Here is a 16,767-nt window from a genome sequence, read left to right on the forward strand (position 1 = left end):
CTAATTAAAAATATTTAACGTGACGAAACATGGTAATATATCCTGGAGTATAAGTTAAATTTCGGGCGTGGTTATCTATAAAGTGAACTCCAATGAATCAACCCAGTGCACAGCAGCCCTCTTGACAGCCTCCTTGGCGAAGAGGGGCTTAGAGCTGGTATTCCAATGGATAATTTTTTAATTTAATATTGACATTTTTTTATAATATGATATAATATACTTTGTTCACATACAATATTGCCCATTAGCCAAATGGTAAGGCACCTGACTCTGACTCAGGCACTGTGTTGGTTCGAATCCAGCATGGGCAGCCATAAAAGAGCTCTTACAAAGAGTTCTTTTTTACTTTAAACTTAAATCTTTATTAAACCTTGACAAAGAATTAGCATTATTATAAAATTTGAACTAACTAAGTTAATAGTAGCATTGAAAAGGAATAGTAATACTTTTTTTGTTAAAAGAGAGCTGTTGGTAGGTGCAAAACAGTACAGAAAGAGTCATGAACTCGCCTTGGAGCTTGTCTGCAGAAAAGCAGATACGGTTAAAACCGTTATATTTTTGAGTGAAACTAAAGATTTACTTTAGTTTAATAAGAGTGGTACCGCGGAATATAAGCTTTTCGTCTCTTTTGAAGATAAGACGAAAGGCTTTTTATTATGTAAATTATATGTAATATTATTCTAAAATGAATACAAATACTTACTTTAATTATTAAACGTTAAGATTCAATATATGACAAACCGAAGGAAAGGAGCGATATTATGGGCAACTACGGCACCAATATCGATAAAAAATGGCAAAAAAAATGGGAAGAAACTGAACTTTATAAATTTGACGAGAATAATCCAGGTGAAAAACTTTATACACTTGAGATGTTCTCATATCCATCTGGAAGCAAACTTCATGCAGGTCACTGGTTCAACTATGGTCCAGTTGATTCTTGGGCTAGAATGAAAAAAATGCAGGGCTATAATGTTTTTCAACCAATGGGATTTGATGCCTTTGGTCTTCCTGCTGAAAATTATGCAATTAAGACAGGAATACATCCAAAAGATTCTACAATGAAGAACATTGATACCATGGAACAACAATTGAAAGCCATGGGGGCTATGTTTAATTGGGAAAACGAAGTAATAACATGTCTTCCTGAATATTACAAATGGAATCAATGGTTATTCTTAAAACTTTATGAAAAAGGCTTAGCTTATAGAAAAAAGGCTCCTGTAAACTGGTGCCCTAGCTGTAATACAGTACTTGCTAACGAGCAGGTGGTGGATGGAGCCTGCGAAAGATGTAGTACTGAAGTTACTAAAAAGGATCTAACTCAGTGGTTCCTAAAAATTACAGATTATGCTGAGGAATTACTTCAATATCTTGATAACCTTGATTGGCCTGAAAAAACTAAGGCTATGCAAAGACACTGGATTGGAAAATCAATTGGGGCAGAGGTTACCTTTAAAGTAGCTGATTTAGACTTAGACTTTAATGTATTTACTACAAGAGTAGATACTTTATTTGGTGTTACCTATGTGGTTTTAGCACCAGAAAATAATTTAGTTGATATGCTTACAACTGCTGATTGTAAAGCTCAAGTTGAAGAATATAAAGAACAAGCTAAAAAACAGTCTGATATAGAAAGACAGTCTATTACTAGAGAGAAAACTGGAGTATTTACTGGTTCCTATGCTATAAATCCTATAAACGGAAGAAAAGTACCTATATGGGTTGCTGATTATGTTTTAAATACTTATGGTACTGGAGCAGTTATGGCAGTTCCAGCTCATGACGAAAGAGACTTTGCTTTTGCAACTAAATATAAACTTCCTATAGAAAGAGTTATTGAAGGCGGAGATACTCTTCCATATGCTGAATATGGTAAAATGGTTAACAGTGAAGAGTTTAGTGGTCTTGCAGGTGAAGAAGGCAAGAAAGCTATAATTGAAAAACTTGAAAGTATAAAACTTGGCTCAGGAAAAATTAACTATAGATTAAGAGATTGGTTAGTTTCTAGACAAAGATACTGGGGTACCCCTATTCCTATAATACATTGTGATAAGTGTGGAGCAGTAGCAGTACCAGAGGAACAGCTTCCTGTAGAACTTCCATATAATGTGGAGTTTTCTCCTGATGGGAAATCACCTTTATCTAAATCTGAGGAGTTTATAAATACAACATGTCCTCACTGCGGCGGACCTGCTAAAAGAGAAGCTGATACCTTAGATACTTTTGTATGTTCTTCATGGTATTACTTAAGATATGTTGATAATAAAAACAGCCAAAAAGCTTTCGATACAGAAAAAATAAATAAAATGCTTCCTGTAGATATGTACGTAGGAGGCCCTGAACATGCATGTATGCATCTTTTGTATGCTAGATTTATAACAAAAGCTTTAAGAGATATGGGTTATTTAAACTTTGATGAACCATTCTTATCTCTAAGACACCAAGGACTAATTCTTGGTCCTGACGGGCAAAAAATGAGTAAATCCAAAGGAAACACCATATCTCCTGATGATTATATAACTGAATATGGATCAGATGTATTTAGAATGTATCTAATGTTTGGATTTGATTATACTGAAGGCGGAGCTTGGAGTGACGATGGTATTAAATCTATAGCAAGATTTGCAGATAGAATAGAAAGAATTCTAGATTCATCTAGAGAAGAACTAAATAATCCTAAAAATACCAAAACTACCTTGGATAGAGCTGAAAAAGAGTTAAATTATATGAGACACTTTGCTATAAAAGCTGTGTCTGAAGATGCAAATAAATTCCAATTCAATACTGCTATAGCAAGACTTATGGAATATACTAATACGCTTTCAAAATATCTATCTGAAGAAGTTAAAAATACTGTATTCCTAGAAGAGGTAATAGTTGACTTTATAAAGTTAATTGCTCCATTCGCTCCTCACTTTGCTGAGGAACAATGGGAACTTATAGGAATGTCCTTCTCAGTATTTAACGAAGGTTGGCCTATACTTGACCCAAATGCTTTAATTAAGGATGAAGTTGAAATCGCTATCCAAGTTAACGGTAAGATAAGAGCAAAAATGAATATAGCTACAGGCTTATCTGAAGATGAAATCAAAGAAATTTCATTAAACAATGATGATATAAAAGCTTCTTTAGAAGGTAAGGAAGTCAAAAAGATTATAGTTGTCAAAGGTAGACTTGTTAATATAGTTGCAAAATAATATTACCCCCAATGCTTTTTAAAGCATTGGGGGTAATTTATATATAAGCTGTAACTTCACTTATACATTTCCAGAACTTTTTCAGTAGATTTTAATAAATTTGCCAACTCATAAACTTCTCCTTCTTCAATAAGTTTATTTAACTGCATCTTATATCTTGTGGATTCAGCTAATTTTCCCATAGAAGATAAAGTGATTATATTGTTCATAATATCTGATACAAGGCTAGATTTTACTTCAAATAATTTTTGTGCGTCTTTTATTTCATCTTTAATCTCAAGCATTAGTTCATCTAACTGAAAAGCCGCATCTGCAGCTGATTTAAGCTTTAGTTTGATATTTTCAGGTATTTTTTGCTTGTATTTATAATTTAAAGAATGTTCTATGGTTGCCCAAAAATTCATTGCTAGTGTTCTAATTTGAACTTCTGCAAGTATCGATCTTTCTCCATCCGCCATATTTACGGGATATTTAATGATTATATGGTAGCTTCTGTATCCGCTTTCTTTAACGTTGGTAACGTAGTCTTTTTCATACATAATTTGCATGTCTTTTCTGGCTCTGATTATTTCTACTACTTTTTCTACATCATCAACAAACTGACACATTACTCTTATGCCAGCTATGTCCTCCATCTCATAACCTATTCTATCTAATGGTATATTAAATTTATTTGCTTTTTCCAATATGCTTGATAGTTCCTTTACTCTCCCAGTAATGAACTCTATAGGCGAATATTCATTCTTCCTTCTATATTCTTTTCGTATACTTCTAAATTTTACTTTTAACTCTTCAACCGCCTGTTCATACGGTATTAGAAATGTTTTCCATTCTCCTATAGCCATAGCCATTCACCCCTATGTAAATATCATTTTAGTATATGCTATTATCTATATTATACTACTATTGTTATTATAGTATATTATTCTTAAAATAAATAATATAATTTTTTCCCAACTTTTGATATAATAAGATTACAAAAATAAAGTTAGCGAAGGTGATGTTTGTATGTCAAAAGACATTTTTTCCGGTCTAGAGGACTTCGGATTTGATGATATAGACAACATAGACCTATATAAAAAGGAAAATAATAAGAATAAAGTAAGTAAAGAGGAACTAGAACAAAGCAAAGATAAGCAGAAATCTCTTTTGTATGATGTACAAGTTACTTGCCCTGTATGTGAGAACAGTTTTAAAGCTAGAGCAATTAAAACTTCATCTTATAGAGTTTTAGGAAGGGATTCAGATTCTTTTGTTAGATATAGTGTAATTAATCCCTACTTCTATGATGTATGGATATGTGGTAAGTGTGGATACTCTGCTATGAAAGGTGATTTTCATAAGATACGAAATTATCATGCAGAAGCTATAAAACAAAAAGTTAGTCCTAAATGGCGAAATAAGAGTTATCCAGAAATCTATGATATTAATATTGCTATAGAAAGATATAAACTTTCCCTCCTAAACTATGTTTTGATGGAAGCAAAGGCAAGCAAGAAGGCCATGAACTGTTTAAAACTAGCTTGGATGTATAGGTTAATGGAGGATGAAGCTAATGAGCTTACATTCTTAAAACAGGCCCTAGAGGGCTTTAATGAGGCTTTTTACAATGAAGATTTTCCTATCTACGAAATGAATAAATTCTCTTGTATGTATCTTATAGGAGAGCTTAATAGAAGAGTTGGCAATAATGATGAGGCTTTAATTTGGTTTAGCAGGGTTATCTCAACACCTGGTGCTCCTCAGAAACTTAAGGATCGTACTAGAGATCAAAGAGACTTAATAAAAGAGTCAGAATCTCAAGGGTTAACAGATGAATCTCAAGGAGAATCTAAGAATGATAAAAAAGGATTTTTTTCAAGGTTCTTTAAATAAAAGCTTTTCAGTAACTTTTTATAACTATATAAACTAAATAGGAATCAACACTAATAAAAAGTGCTGACTCCTTTTAATTAATGAGGAAAGGAAAACTTTTTCTTTAACAGTAGTAGATACTATTGCATAGTAATTCTTATTTTAATAAAATCGTTGTATATGCTGGTATGGTAATTTGAATTTTCCCATCAGCATGTTTTATCTTTTCATGTTGAGAAGTAGAAAACATGACTTTACAATCTTTAAACTCTTCATCAGTTAAGTTGATTGTAACTGTTTCACTTGAAAGATTGTGTAAAACAAGTACAGAATCATCTTCATAGGTTCTTGTATAACCCATTACCCTACTATCCCCAGTTTTAAATTCCTTAATATCCCCTTTTATCAAAGCTGAAGATGATTGACGAATACGGATCAAGTCCTTATAATTTGTATGACTATTCCCATCATTTAAGTAGTCAAGCTTTTCTATAATTCCTTTAAGATCTCCATGTCCATCTTTATTTGTATCATAAAAAGAATTAACATACAGCTCATAATATACACCCAGGTTATCATTATTTACTGCAGGAGATGCGGACCCTTTTGCCAGTACACCTGAAGTAAAATTAAAAAGCAAAGTTGCTGTAAGTGCTATAGATAGTGACTTTTTAGATATTAGATTTTTCATATACTGATTCCTTCTATTTTATATGAATTTGAAGCTTTTCTCCTTCATTTACTGGAATCTTTACATAAAGTGTTTTTGATTGTCCGTCAAAGTAATAAGCTTTTTCTTTATTATTTAGCTCATCCACGCTATCTACAGCATCATATTTAGATGAACCAGCTTCAACCTTTCTAGGTTCTTCTACATTGTGAAGCTTCAATGTGTAAGAACGTATATCTGAATTATACTTTTGTACTTTCTTATCTTGCTTAAATTGAATGTCTTTACCATCCTTTTTCACTTCAAAGTTAGTAATATTGTACTCACCTTGCTTGTAATCCAATGTTTCTGAATCATCTTCATAGAAGCTGTAGCTTGATTTATCTTCCAAATAAGTATCAAGAACTAAGTTTTCTAACTTCTTTTCACCTGTACGTTGCTGTACATCACGGCTAGGAATGATAGAATCCTTCTTCACAAAAATTGGTAAAGTTCCTAAGTCAGCATTTATCGTAATAGTTTGGTTTCCATCATACTCTTTTCCTGTCCAATAATCCGTCCATTTTGCACCTGCTGGCAAGTAAACTTCACGAGAAGTTTGACCTTGCTGAACAACTGGAGCCATCATCATTGAATCACCAAACATATATTGATCTTCTATATTATAAGTTTTAGGATCATCTTGGAACTGGTAAACAAGAGGCTGTTGAACTGGTTGTCCATTCTCAGATGATTCTTTAAATTGGTCATACAAATACGGTAATAGCTGATAACGCATGGAAATATACTTTCTGCTGATATCCTCAACTTCTTTACCAAATTGCCATGGTTCTTGTCCATTCATTACTCCAGATTTTGCACTGTTATCATAATGGTCACGGGCAAATGGTAAGAAAGCACCAACTTCTATCCAACGAGCAAACAATTCTGGTGTTGGCTGATCTTCTGGTGTTGGCTTAGCAAAACCACCAATATCATTTCCTACAAATGGAACACCAGATAAACCAATATTTCCATTCATCGGAATAGACATTTTCAGATGTTCCCAGTTACTTACGTTATCTCCTGTCCAAAGTGCAGCATATTTTTGTGTTCCTGCATACATATCACGTGTTAAAACAAATGGACGAGTATTAGGTTTATGCTTTTCAAAAGCATTATAAGTTGCTATTGCTTCTTCATGTCCATAAATATTATGAACTTCTGTATGCAATTTTTCTTCACCATCATCTGTCTTAAACACAGTATCAAGTGGTGCAGTATGGAAAGGACCATCAAAAATACCTGGTTCGTTCATATCGTTCCAAATACCGTCTGCCCCATTATTTAAAAGTGTACCTAGGTTATTAGCCCACCAACTTTTCACATCAGTCCTCAAGAAATTAGGAAAAGCGGATGCACCAGGCCATACTTGACCTACATAGATAGATCCATCAGGATTTTTTGCGTAGAAGTCATTCTGCACTCCTTGGTTATAGACATCAAAATTTTCATCAACTTTTACACCAGGGTCATTAATAGCAATAGCGTGTAACCCTTGGTCTTTTAGCGTCTTTATCGCTTCTTTATACCTATCATCCCAAGTGAATACACGGTAACCGTTCATGTAGTCAATATCAAAATGCATAGTATCCAATGGAATTTTTTTATCTTCATAAGTTTTAGCTACATTTACAATCTCTTCAGGAGTGTATCCCCATTTACTTTGATGGAATCCTAATGACCACATAGGAGGTAACTCAATTTTTCCCGTAAGCTCTGTATATTTATCTATGACATGTTCTATTTCAGGTCCATAGACAAAATAATATGTAAGCTTTCCACCGTTAGCATAAAAGTAATAATAGTCATCACTTTCGCTTGCCATTTCATAGTAAGAACGATATGTATTGTCAAAGAAAATACCATAAGCTTTTTTATCTTTTAGTCCGATGAAAAAAGGAATTGTAGTATATAGATACTTTGTATTTTTATTATAGGAATATGCATCCGTATTCCATAATCCTATGCTTTTTCCACGCTTATTAAGGCCGCCTGATTGTTCACCAAACCCATAGAAGTTTTCATTCTTTTCGGTTTTCTTAAAAACAAAAGGCTTGCCATTCTCATAACCAGAACCCTGTACGGCATCCTCATTGATGACATTTCCCTGTTTATCCAAGAACTTTATTCCAAAAGGAGCTTTGTGAATCATAACTGTAATTTTATCCGTAGATAGACTGTATTCATCCTTTGTTTCCTTTACTTTAAAGTTTGGTATATCCCAATCTTTCTTTGCTATACCAGAAGAAACAAATTCTTCTTCTCCATTTTTCACTATGGATATCTTAGCCATCTCAGCAGAAAACAATCTAATATATCCAGTATATTCTCCTAAGTTTAACTTTACTCCATTTTCTAAAGCCTCAACAGATTGAACTGATAATGGCTGAATATTATTTTTGTTTAAAGGGGTGTCTGCTTCAGGTTGTGTTTCTGCTAAAACATGAGTAGTAGGTACCAATATGCTTGTAGCCATTGTTCCAAATAGTAGATTCATTGTTAAAAATATTGATACCCATCTTTTTTTCCTTCTTAACATAATATCACTCCTTATATAACATAGTTGTAATATTTGATAGAAACTATATATTTTTTCTAATAAACATTACTATATACGTATACGCAGGATTCTACATATTTTTCGGGGGTACCTTTGTGATTCTTTTATTTTTCTCATCTTTTTTACTTTTCTTTCTCTTTTTCTTGTTTTTGTTTATGTTGTTCTTTATCTTCTTTTTGTTTAATTGAATATATCTCTTTTTGTTGGTTTTTATCCTCTTTTTGTTCTCCTTTTGATTTCTCTTCCTCTTTTTCTTTCTTTCCACTTTGTATGTTTACAGATTTATTCTCTTCTTTTTCTATTCTTGTTTTTTGATATGTACTTGTTTTTATTTTATAGTTAGTATTACTAGACATTTCTTTATCTGTTTTTTCTTTTTGCAAATTATTTGGTTTATTTTTTTTCTCCTCTTCATTATTGGTTATATCCATAATTTCTCTTATAGATTTTTCATTAACATCATTGGATTCATTTCCTGAATCTTTTTCTACTGCTTGTTCTGCTAATATAAGCTTACCAGGAGATATACCCTGTTCCTTAGCCTTTCCATATATTGTTTTGTTTCCTTTCAGGAAAATCGTTTTCATCATTATCTTATTTTCATCAATATAATTATCCACTGAGTTTCTTAAACTTTCATCATCAATTTTTTTATTTAACTCCGTTACAGTTATTAGAATTATATTTTCCTTTTCCTTTGAAATAAATTTCTCTTCCTTTGCTGCTTTAATAATCTCATCAACTGCAACATCTATAGACTTATGACTAAATTTACCTATCTTCTTAATGACCTTATTTCCATCTTCATTCAATCCCTGCAGTTTTATAGGCGTTCCAAATAAATTATAAGAAATTTCAACACTTGGGTTTATATCTACATTTACATATCCTTGTGGTATATAATAGCCATATGCACTGTAACTTCCTATGAAGAGTAGTAAAAATACAGCTACAGCAGAAACAAGACCTTTAAAAATTTGTTTTCTTTTTCTTTTTGCCATATTAATTTCGATTTCTTCTCCAATGTCTGCAGAATTATTAGGTTTATCTACTTCTATAAACTCCCCATCTTTTGTTAATACAATAAGCTTATCCTTTAATTCTTCTAATACAATTCCTTTCATACTTTCACCTTCAATCTATGTATTCTCGTATCAATGTATAATCTCCTATTAACACAATTACTAGTGCTATAACATAAATTCGTCCTCGTTCTAACTTTTTACGATGTATAAGCATATTTTTTTGTATTTCTTTTATCGGAAGTCTTTTTGTACTTATTAACTCATTTAGTATATCTTGTTCTTGTACAATAAATTGAGCAACTTTCTTATAAAGTTTTTTAAGTCTGTCTTGTTTTGGAGAAGCTTGTACCAAATCATAAAACTCAATTTGCCAGTTTTTTAATTCCTTCTTATATTCCAAAAGTTCCAATTTTATCATTTCATTCTCTTTTTGGTTTTGATATTCTTCAACTGACTTATTTTCTAGCATACTATATACTATTTCGTTTTCCACTTCATAAATTTCTGGTAAATACAACTTATCTTTTTGTTTTTCATTTTTTCTATAATAATCTATACCTCTAAAAGTAATAACCTGTTTAGCAAAGGTTAAAAATTTTCCCTTACTTTCATCATACACCTCTACAGCTTCTTTGAAGGCCATCATACCGATGGTAAGTTCATCATCATATCCATACTCTAGAAACCTTCCTGATTTTTTCTGCATAGTGCTAGCTATAAAAGGTTTATATGACTCGATTAACTTATTTAATTCCTGTTGATTTTTTTTTGCTTTTTTTACTCGTTCCTCAAGAGATTTGGTAAAAAACATCACTCCACCTCACTTTAAAACTACTTAATATGTATTCGATAGAAATTCTCACTGAACTGAGGTATATAATGATATTTTCTAAATTTTTATTATATTATGAATTAATCTCTATATCATTAAACTATATATTTTCAAAAAGTTAAACATCAGTGACAAAAATAAAACTCCTACTATCTAAGCAGGAGCCAGTAATAATAGTTTTATAATAATCTATAAAATTTTTACTGGATCAAAACTTATGAAATCACCTGAAGTAAGTATATAGTCTATACCATCTTTTTCACCAGTAAAAGCCTTGGCAAGAGATGGTCCATGCAAATGACCATATATGACTTTTTCCACATTGTATTCACTAAATATCTGCACAAAGCCAGAATCCATAAGTTTTTCATTCATAGGAGGGTAGTGTATCATGACAATTAGTTTATCATAACCATTTTTCTTAGCTGAATCCAAAGATAACTTTAATCTCATCAGTTCCCTTATATATATCTTGTTATCATGTTCTGAAAAATTTTCTCCTCCAGGACAAGTCCATCCTCTAGTTCCACATATACCATAATCCTCATATGTAAAGAAGTTATTTTGGATGAATTTCATATCTTCGTAAAGATTATTTAATTTAGTTATACTACTCCACCAGTAATCATGATTACCCTTTACTATAATTTTTTTACCTGGAAGCTCATGAATCCACTTTAGGTCATTCATACCATCTTCTATCTTCATAGACCAAGATATGTCACCAGCTATTAGAACTGTGTCTTCATCTGTAATTTTCTTTATCCAATTATTTTTTATTTTTTCATCATGTTTAAACCACTTATTACCAAATATATCCATAGGTTTTTCACCAGTTAAATCTAGGTGTAAGTCAGAGATTGCAAATAGTGCCAATTGATCACCTTCTATTTTTCTATATTCTTATCTATATCCATTACGTAAGCTATAACCTTTGCCACTGCATCATATAATTCCATTGGTATGGCACTCCCCACATCTACATTATTTAAGAGGTTTGCTAACTCTTTATCATATACTATAGGAACATTATTTTGTTGAGCATTTTCTATTATTTTATCTGCAACATGCCCCATACCAGCTGCCGTTACCAGTGGTGCATCATACCCATTTTCATATCTTAATGCCGCAGCCTTTTTTCTGTTATCCATAATAATACCTCTCCGCTTATGAAGTGTAAAAACTTACTTCTCTATATCATTATAATTTGTTATAGTTTAATTGTAAAATCCATTTATATAGATACCCATGCCCGAAATTTAACTTATACTACGGGATATATTACCATGTTTCATCACGTTAAATATTTTTAATTAGTCTAAAGCTCAAATTTGAAAAAAATCTAAGAACTTTGATAAACTCGTACCTCAAACATATCTAAAGTTCTAAGATTTTTTCTCAAATTTTCGCTAAGACTAATAAAAAAATATTTATATGTGACTTCAACATTGGTAATATACCCCTACGTATAAGTTAAATTTAAGTTGTGGTTATCTATACTTTTGTATCAAGCATGCCTAAATTGTTATCCTCAAAGAATTCTCTACAATTTACAATATTCATTTCTTCTTGTTTTTCACTTATTTTTACATAAGCATTATATCCCATTTTAGATAAACCTTCTAAAATACTTTCCTTACTCTTATCCAGAACCTTAATCCATTGGTTATTACATTTTATATCTATATCCATATTAGAATTATTTAATCTTATATAAGCATCTACTACACCCATATTAATAGTGTTAACAGATGCAGCTATTTTTACGTTAGTTGAATCTATTTTCTTTCCTTTTTTTCTTTCGTCTTTAATCATAAGTTTACATTCATATTGATTATTATTTAAATTTATAGGTAAATCTAAATAATAATATTGATTAGAAACTTGATTAAAAATTTTCATATCATTTATATTTCTATCTAAAGCTTGAGATATAGTATTATATATATCCCCATTTGTATTTGTCTTATTTTCCAATAGTTTATTTATTACATTTTTTAATTCTTCTGTCTTAGAGCTTACTTGTTCTTTGATACTTTTAGCAATTTCATCTATATTATTAGTTAGTATACTATTATTTTTATTACTTTTTTCTAGATTACTTAATATTTCTTTAGTTTTTTCCTCGCCATTGGGATTAATATTATCTTTATCAGTATAAGATATTACATTCTTAGTATCATCATTTTTCATATTTATACTATTATGGGTATCTTCAGGTTCTTTTACTATATTAGATTTAACTATATTTTCTTTTTCTACGTCATTAATTATGCTTTTATTCGTTAGATCATCAAAACTCTTAGTATCACTATTTTGTATACTCGCACTGTTATGGATATCTTTAGATTCATTTACTATATTGGGCTTAATCATGCTTTTTTCTTCCGTGTCACTAATTATGCCCTTATTTGTTAAATCATTAAAACCTTCACTATTTTCTATTTCATTACTTGAAGCTTTCATTGTTTCTTCAATATCTCTAATACTATTATATATACCTAGAGAATCCTTAAATATATTATTAAAACTCTTAATATTCTTTTCTGTTATATCTATACTATTTTCAAAAAATGTAAGGACATCATCTTCTGTTAGACCCTTTAATTCATTAAAGAAAGACTTTAAAGTATTTCTTATTTCCTTTCCCTCATTACTGCTTGTATCTATATTCTTACTTTGAATATACTTGGATATGAAGACCTCTTCTTCGTTGTTGTCCTGCTTGATCTTTCCCATGAAGTCTATAATATTTTTTACATTAGAAAGATTCTCTCTGGTTAGTGGTATATTATGCTTTATCATTTTACTCAAAAGTGTATAATCATTTTTCTCTAAATCTGCACTATTTTCTTTTAATAAACTATTGATAGAATCTTTCTCAGTTTTATTTTCCTTGCTGCTATCGCTTACTAATTTCAGTTTTAACTTTCCATCTTCAAAACCTTCTACTTCAAACCTTATCAGCCCCTGAGGTAAGCTTTCCATATTTTTTTCTAGCTTAGCTGAAAACTGCCACCCATCTAATAGCTTTAGAAGAAGTTCACCAGTAAGTTTATCTAAGTTAACAACTCTGGCTAAAAAATTTTCTCCTATTTCGAAAGATAATTTCTTTGATATCCTTTTGGTGTTAACATCATAAACACTATTTATATTCCATATTCCTGGCACAATCATCTTCCCCTTTACAATATACTTTAAAAATAATTTAGAAATTATTATATGTCTAGTATATATTATTATCGTTTATAAGTATGCTTTGATAAATAAAAAATAATAAAATAGCTAGGAAAAATTTCCTAGCTCAAAATGTTATTAGTTATTTTTTATAAGCTTGTTTTCTTTTCTACCTTCTTCATGAAGTATTGGTGATATACTCTTATATAATGCTGCAGTTAAAACTGATAGTATAATTCCCTTAATTAAATTAAAAGGTGCTATAGACAATACTATAAAGGTATTTAAGTCTTTTATACTAGAGTTTACTTTCGTTCCCATAGCCACTATTGCACTTATTGGAAAGTGAAGAACTTTTTCATATAGTGGTAAAAGTACAAAGTAGTTAAATACACTAGCGACTACAGTCATTACTAGAGTTCCTATAAGCAGCGAAGCTACAGCAGTTTTTTTCGTCTTATTCTTATTATATATGTATCCAGCTGTAAACACTAAAGCTGATCCAACAATAAAATTTGCTAATTCACCTACAAAAAAGGATTCAGTTCCTTTAAAAATACCATGAAGTATATTTTTTAGTAATTCAATAGCAACTCCAGCTGCTGGTCCAAGTGCAAATGCACCAATTAAGGCTGGTAAATCACTTATATCAAATTTTAAAAAGGGTGGGAATAATGGTGTTGCTATCTCCAAAAACATAAGTATAAATCCAATTACGCCAAGTAATGATACCTTTACCAATCGATTTAATTTTTCATCTTTCATTTTATATCCTCCTTGATAATGTAGTTATAACATTCAATAGAAAACTATCTTTATTTATAACGAACATTACAACTAATTTTTTAATATTGTCGAAAGAATCTTCTTATCACGGGAATACAGGTATAATCAAAAAACCCTGACAAAAGGTCAGGGCTAGTAATCACAACTATACTTATCTTCTTTCATCCAGACTTTACTGTCGGCTTCGGAGTTTCACCGAATCATACCTATTAAGGCTCGCGGGCTATACCGCCGGTGGGGAATCACACCCCGCCCTGAAGATTACTTTATTTACTTATACATAAATTATAGTACAAGTTCCCTTTAAATTCAATATACAAATATTTCAGCGTTCCAGACGTTCATCTATTTTTTCATAGAAAGTGCTATTCTTTTTCGTTTTTCATCTACTTCTAGAACTGTAACCTCTACAATATCTCCAACTTGCACTATGTCCAGCGGATGTTTTACAAACTTATCTGATAACTGACTTATATGTACTAATCCATCCTGATGCACTCCAATATCTACAAAAGCACCAAAATCAGCTACATTTCTTACAGTTCCCACAAGAGACATTCCTGGTTTTAACTGTGTTATATCTATTATTCCAGTTTTTAATATAGGTTTTGGTAGCTCTTCTCTTGGATCTCTTCCCGGTTTTTTAATTTCTTTTATTATGTCCTTAAGTGTTGGAACTCCTATTTTCAAATCTTCTGCTAGTGTCTCTATTCCAATATTATCTATTTTTCTATCAATTTCAGTAAGGTTATTATTTTTTAAATCTTCCATAGAATATCCTAAGGTTTTAAGCAATGCTTTTGCTGCTCCATAGGATTCTGGATGTACAGAGGTATTATCTAAAACTTCTCCACTTTCCATAACTCTTAAAAAACCTGCACATTGCTCAAAAGCTTTATCTCCTAGCCTTTTTACCTTTAAAAGTTCTTTTCTACTTTTAAACTTACCATTTTCTTCTCTGTATGCAACAATATTTTGTGCTATGGTTGAGTTTACTCCAGATATATAAGACAAAAGAGATGGTGTAGCTATATTTAAATCTACGCCAACATTATTAACACAATCCTCTACAACACCACTTAATGATTCGTCTAACTTCTTAGGTGCAACATCGTGCTGATATTGTCCAACTCCTATAGATTTAGGATCTATCTTTACAAGTTCCGCTAGAGGATCCTGAAGTCTTCTTCCAATAGATATAGCTCCTCTCAGGGAAACATTTATATCAGGATATTCTTTGGCTGCAAGCTCTGAAGCAGAATATACTGAAGCCCCAGCTTCTGAAACAACAACATAGTAAAGATCTTTATTTTTTTCTTCTTTTACTTCTTTTATTAATCTTACTATAACTTCTTCTGATTCTCTGCTAGCAGTTCCGTTTCCTAAGGAAATTACATCTACATTATACTTATAAACTAACTCTTTTAGTATTTTAATAGACCCTTCTATATCATTCTGAGGTGCAGTAGCATAAACAGTAGCTATATCTAATAACTTACCAGTATCGTCTAAAACAGCTATTTTACATCCTGTTCTAAATCCTGGGTCATAACCTAATACTACCTTTCCCTTAATAGGTGCCTGCATTAACAAAGCATTAAGATTTGCTTTAAATATTTTTATGGCACCTTCTTCACCTTTGTCTGTCAGTTCAGATCTTATTTCTCTTTCTATAGATGGATATATAAGTCTTTTTAAAGAATCCTTAATACTTTCTTGTATAAATACATCAGTATTATTATTTCCTTTTAAGCTTTGAGAGCTTAAATATTGAATAATCTTATTAGTATCAGCAACTACTTTTACTGACAAAATTTTTTCACTTTCTCCTCTATTAATAGCAAGTATTCTATGTGGTGGAAGAGTTTTTACAGGCTCTTTATAATTATAATACATTTCATAAGGGGTAGATTCCTTACTTTCGCCACTGGTTTCTACTACACCTTCATTATACACAAAGTTTCTTATCCATTTTCTAAATTCAGCTTTATCTGATATAGTCTCACTTATGATATCCATTGCTCCCTGCAGTGCATCCTCTTCAGATTTTACTTGTTTATCTTCGTTTATAAACTCTAGGGCATATTGCTTTATATCTCCATTATACTCTCCACTCCATATAGTATCTGCTAATGGTCTTAATCCTTTTTCCTCTGCAATTATAGCCCTTGTTCTTTTTTTAGGCTTGTATGGTCTATATATATCTTCTACTTCCGTTATAGTATTACATTTACCTATATTTTGTTGAAGTTCATTGGTAAGTTTTCCTTGTTCATCTATAAGTCTTATAACGTCTGCTTTTCTTTGTTCTAAATTTCTAAGATATGTAAGTCTTTCATATAGATTTCTAAGAGTTACATCATCCATCCCACCAGTTGCTTCTTTTCTATACCTAGCAATAAACGGAACTGTATTTCCACTATCTAAAAGTTCAATTACACTTTCTACATCTTTTCTATTCAAATTTAATTCTTGTACTAATTTTTCTACTATAATTTTCATTACTACCTCCTGTTTTATGCATAAAATCTACTAAATAAATTATAGTTATATAAGTTGAAAACTATAAATATACTTTACTACCTCAGTAAAATATGTTGCTAATTAAAAACTCATATTTA

The 16,767-nt window shown here is 31.1% G+C and carries 12 protein-coding genes, 1 tRNA gene, 1 riboswitch and 1 other annotated feature; of the genes, 3 read left to right on the plus strand and 10 right to left on the minus strand.

Annotated features, from left to right (window positions below; all coding sequences use genetic code 11):
• The first annotated feature begins 238 nt into the window (after window positions 1–238).
• Window positions 239–314 (plus strand) — tRNA-Gln (locus tag HGI79_RS18375).
• Between the two features lie 103 nt (window positions 315–417).
• Window positions 418–630: a binding site (T-box leader), on the plus strand.
• Window positions 631–761: 131 nt separating this feature from the next.
• Complete coding sequence (leuS, locus tag HGI79_RS18380) at window positions 762–3,200, plus strand: leucine--tRNA ligase (RefSeq protein WP_185652140.1); 2,439 nt, start codon at window positions 762–764, stop codon at window positions 3,198–3,200.
• Window positions 3,201–3,256: 56 nt separating this feature from the next.
• On the opposite strand, the gene HGI79_RS18385 is transcribed toward leuS, so the two are convergent.
• Complete coding sequence (locus HGI79_RS18385) at window positions 3,257–4,045, minus strand: GTP pyrophosphokinase family protein (RefSeq protein ID WP_185652141.1); 789 nt, start codon at window positions 4,043–4,045, stop codon at window positions 3,257–3,259.
• A 163-nt stretch (window positions 4,046–4,208) separates the two neighbouring features.
• On the opposite strand from HGI79_RS18385, the gene HGI79_RS18390 reads away from it, so the two are divergent.
• The gene (locus HGI79_RS18390) at window positions 4,209–5,075 is read left to right on the plus strand and encodes a DUF2225 domain-containing protein (RefSeq protein WP_185652142.1); all 867 of its coding nucleotides are present in this window, start codon (window positions 4,209–4,211) and stop codon (window positions 5,073–5,075) included.
• Between the two features lie 136 nt (window positions 5,076–5,211).
• Here the strand turns inward: HGI79_RS18390 and HGI79_RS23365 are convergent, their stop codons facing one another.
• The 9 genes from HGI79_RS23365 to HGI79_RS18435 form a co-directional block, all read right to left on the minus strand.
• On the minus strand, window positions 5,212–5,745 hold the full coding sequence (locus HGI79_RS23365) for an alpha-glucosidase C-terminal domain-containing protein (RefSeq protein ID WP_185652143.1): 534 nt from the start codon (window positions 5,743–5,745) through the stop codon (window positions 5,212–5,214).
• 13 nt (window positions 5,746–5,758) lie between these two features.
• Window positions 5,759–8,305 carry a glycoside hydrolase family 31 protein gene (locus HGI79_RS18400; RefSeq protein WP_185652144.1) on the minus strand — a complete coding sequence of 849 codons (2,547 nt, stop codon included), beginning with the start codon at window positions 8,303–8,305 and terminating at the stop codon, window positions 5,759–5,761.
• Between the two features lie 143 nt (window positions 8,306–8,448).
• Window positions 8,449–9,450 (minus strand): anti-sigma factor domain-containing protein, encoded by a 1,002-nt coding sequence (locus HGI79_RS18405; protein WP_207725845.1) that lies wholly within the window; start codon window positions 9,448–9,450, stop codon window positions 8,449–8,451.
• A 10-nt stretch (window positions 9,451–9,460) separates the two neighbouring features.
• Window positions 9,461–10,162 (minus strand): RNA polymerase sigma-I factor, encoded by a 702-nt coding sequence (gene sigI, locus HGI79_RS18410; RefSeq protein WP_185652145.1) that lies wholly within the window; start codon window positions 10,160–10,162, stop codon window positions 9,461–9,463.
• A 210-nt stretch (window positions 10,163–10,372) separates the two neighbouring features.
• Window positions 10,373–11,059 carry a metallophosphoesterase gene (locus tag HGI79_RS18415; RefSeq protein ID WP_185652146.1) on the minus strand — a complete coding sequence of 229 codons (687 nt, stop codon included), beginning with the start codon at window positions 11,057–11,059 and terminating at the stop codon, window positions 10,373–10,375.
• An 11-nt stretch (window positions 11,060–11,070) separates the two neighbouring features.
• Window positions 11,071–11,334 carry an EscU/YscU/HrcU family type III secretion system export apparatus switch protein gene (locus HGI79_RS18420; protein ID WP_185652147.1) on the minus strand — a complete coding sequence of 88 codons (264 nt, stop codon included), beginning with the start codon at window positions 11,332–11,334 and terminating at the stop codon, window positions 11,071–11,073.
• A gap of 343 nt (window positions 11,335–11,677) precedes the next feature.
• A complete protein-coding gene (locus tag HGI79_RS18425) occupies window positions 11,678–13,354 on the minus strand; it encodes a hypothetical protein (RefSeq protein WP_185652148.1) in 1,677 nt (558 codons plus the stop codon).
• Between the two features lie 144 nt (window positions 13,355–13,498).
• Window positions 13,499–14,125, minus strand: a complete 627-nt coding sequence (locus tag HGI79_RS18430) for an ECF transporter S component (RefSeq protein ID WP_185652149.1) — start codon at window positions 14,123–14,125, stop codon at window positions 13,499–13,501.
• A gap of 170 nt (window positions 14,126–14,295) precedes the next feature.
• Window positions 14,296–14,412: riboswitch (FMN riboswitch) on the minus strand.
• A 79-nt stretch (window positions 14,413–14,491) separates the two neighbouring features.
• Window positions 14,492–16,648, minus strand: coding sequence for a Tex family protein (locus HGI79_RS18435; RefSeq protein WP_185652150.1), 2,157 nt, complete (start codon window positions 16,646–16,648; stop codon window positions 14,492–14,494).
• Window positions 16,649–16,767 lie beyond the last annotated feature (119 nt).

This window comes from Clostridium sp. DJ247, assembly GCF_014231265.1.